The organism is Abyssibacter profundi (genome assembly GCF_003151135.1).
GTDB lineage: Bacteria > Pseudomonadota > Gammaproteobacteria > Nevskiales > OUC007 > Abyssibacter > Abyssibacter profundi.
Genome location: NZ_QEQK01000026.1, coordinates 1 through 1,782, shown reverse-complemented (window position 1 = coordinate 1,782; position 1,782 = coordinate 1). Strand labels below are relative to the sequence as shown.

Here is a 1,782-nt window from a genome sequence, read left to right as displayed (position 1 = left end):
AGCTTCTGCAATACTCTCGTGGCGTGCATGGCGAGCCTCGCTTCTTGTCGGAAACGAGGAAAAAACTCGTCGTGCACGCGCTGTTTTCACCGCAAGCTACACCTCAAGCGGTTGATTACGCAAGGAAAGATGTGGGGAACCCTCAGGGACAGACCCCAATTAAGTCGCCCGATCGCTAATCCATCCAATTAGCAGAGAGACACCATCCCCGACCCCGCCTCGCGCGGGGTTTTTCATGCCCGGTGCGGATGGGTCTGACTAAGCGCTCTTAGAAAACCGCCCCGCATCGTGCTTGAGGATCAAGCTTTCCAGCAGCGTCTTGGTCACCGCCTTTTCCTCCGGCGAAAAGCCCTGCACCGCCTCAATCTGCAAGCGCAGATCATTGCCTGGCCCGCGGGCATCGTCTGAAAACACCAGCGCATCCAGGCTCACATGCAGCGCCTTGGCCAGGCGCACCAGTGCATCCAATGTCGGCTGCGCCGTGCTCGCCTCGTAGCGCTTGATCTGATTCACATGCAAGCCCACCGCATCGGCCAGCGCCTGCTGGGTGTAGCCCTAGAGCAATATAGGGGACAGACTACGATTTCTAGAACAAACTCTCATTCCGGCCAACTTCCGGCTTACGGGGCCGGCCCGATTTTCCAGGTGTGACGCGCCGAGCCAGCATCAACGCCACTTCCTCCGCAAATCGTTCGCTACCCAGCGCATAGTTCCCATTCGTCGCCTTGCGAATCCTGTCCACCATCTCGGGTTCGAGGTCCGACCGCAACAGCTCTCGGTAAGCAAGGCGCCGATCTTCCTCATTGCTGCCCAGACGTTTGTACGTTTCATGCGGCACAAGAAATGGTGAAGCCCCCTGTTGCGCGTTCACGTCGTAGCTTGACCATCGGTACTCTCCAGGGTGGGCAACGATACCTGCCCGAACCGGGTTGAGTTCGATGTATCGGTAACAAGCCAGTACATAAGATTCCTCTCGTGTCAGGCAAGAGCGAACCGCCTTCCCAAAGCGTGCCACTGCGTCGATACGTCCGGTTGACGTACTGCACGTACCGCTGACCCAGGCGCTTCATCAGGTCACCGACGCTGCGGTTTGTTCGGCCGCTCACCAACAAGTGGACGTGGTTGGTCATCAGGACATAGGCATGCACGGAGCAACCGGTTTGCTTCGCATACTCACCCAGCCACTCCAGATAGAACTGATAATCCTGATCGTCAAAGAAGCAGGCGCAGCGGTTATTGCCCCGTTGAATCAAGTGCAGTGGAGTGCCGGGCAGAATCACTCGGGCTCGTCGTGGCATCGATCGACTCAGCTTGAAAAAATCTCGTCAGGCCAGCATAAACCGGGGTCTGCGTAGGCTCAGGAAACAAGTGCAACACTATCCAAAAAGAGTGTTGCCATGTCATCCAACTACCATCACCTGAGTCCAGAAGAGCGTGCGACCATCATGATTCAGCACGGCCAGGGCGCCACGCTCAGTTCCATCGCACGCCTGTTGGGCCGTCACCGTTCAACGATCTCTCGTGAGCTGTCACGCCAGAGCGGCCGAACATACTCGGCAGTCCAGGCCGCCCAACGCTACCGCCGGGCTCGTCGCAGGTGCGGCCGACCGTCTAAGCTGCAAGCCGGTACACGATTGTCAGATCGGGTCGTCAGCATGCTTGAGCATCGCCAGTGGTCGCCAGAGCAAATCGCAGAAAAGCTGAAACGGGAACACCCGGACGATCCGTCCATGCACGTGAGCCACGAGACSATYTATTCGTGGGTCTACGCGCAGCCGAGAA

Annotated in this window: 3 protein-coding genes and 1 pseudogene; 1 reads left to right on the top strand and 3 read right to left on the bottom strand. The window is 57.9% G+C overall.

Annotation, left to right across the window (positions count from 1 at the left end):
- Positions 1-258: 258 nt before the first annotated feature.
- The 3 genes and pseudogenes from DEH80_RS16995 to DEH80_RS17650 form a co-directional block, all read right to left on the bottom strand.
- Positions 259-543 (bottom strand): annotated as a pseudogene (locus tag DEH80_RS16995) (helix-turn-helix domain-containing protein); the annotation flags it as partial.
- 43 nt (positions 544-586) lie between these two features.
- Positions 587-871: a hypothetical protein gene (locus tag DEH80_RS17480; protein WP_207774671.1), complete on the bottom strand. Its 285-nt coding sequence runs from the start codon at positions 869-871 to the stop codon at positions 587-589.
- On the bottom strand, positions 828-1,298 hold the full coding sequence (locus DEH80_RS17650) for a transposase (RefSeq protein ID WP_243412848.1): 471 nt from the start codon (positions 1,296-1,298) through the stop codon (positions 828-830). Before DEH80_RS17650 ends, DEH80_RS17480 begins: the two co-directional genes overlap by 44 nt.
- Before the next feature lie 99 nt (positions 1,299-1,397).
- On the opposite strand from DEH80_RS17650, the gene DEH80_RS17860 reads away from it, so the two are divergent.
- The coding region (locus DEH80_RS17860) for a helix-turn-helix domain-containing protein (RefSeq protein WP_133249312.1) at positions 1,398-1,782 on the top strand (385 nt) is incomplete at its 3' end.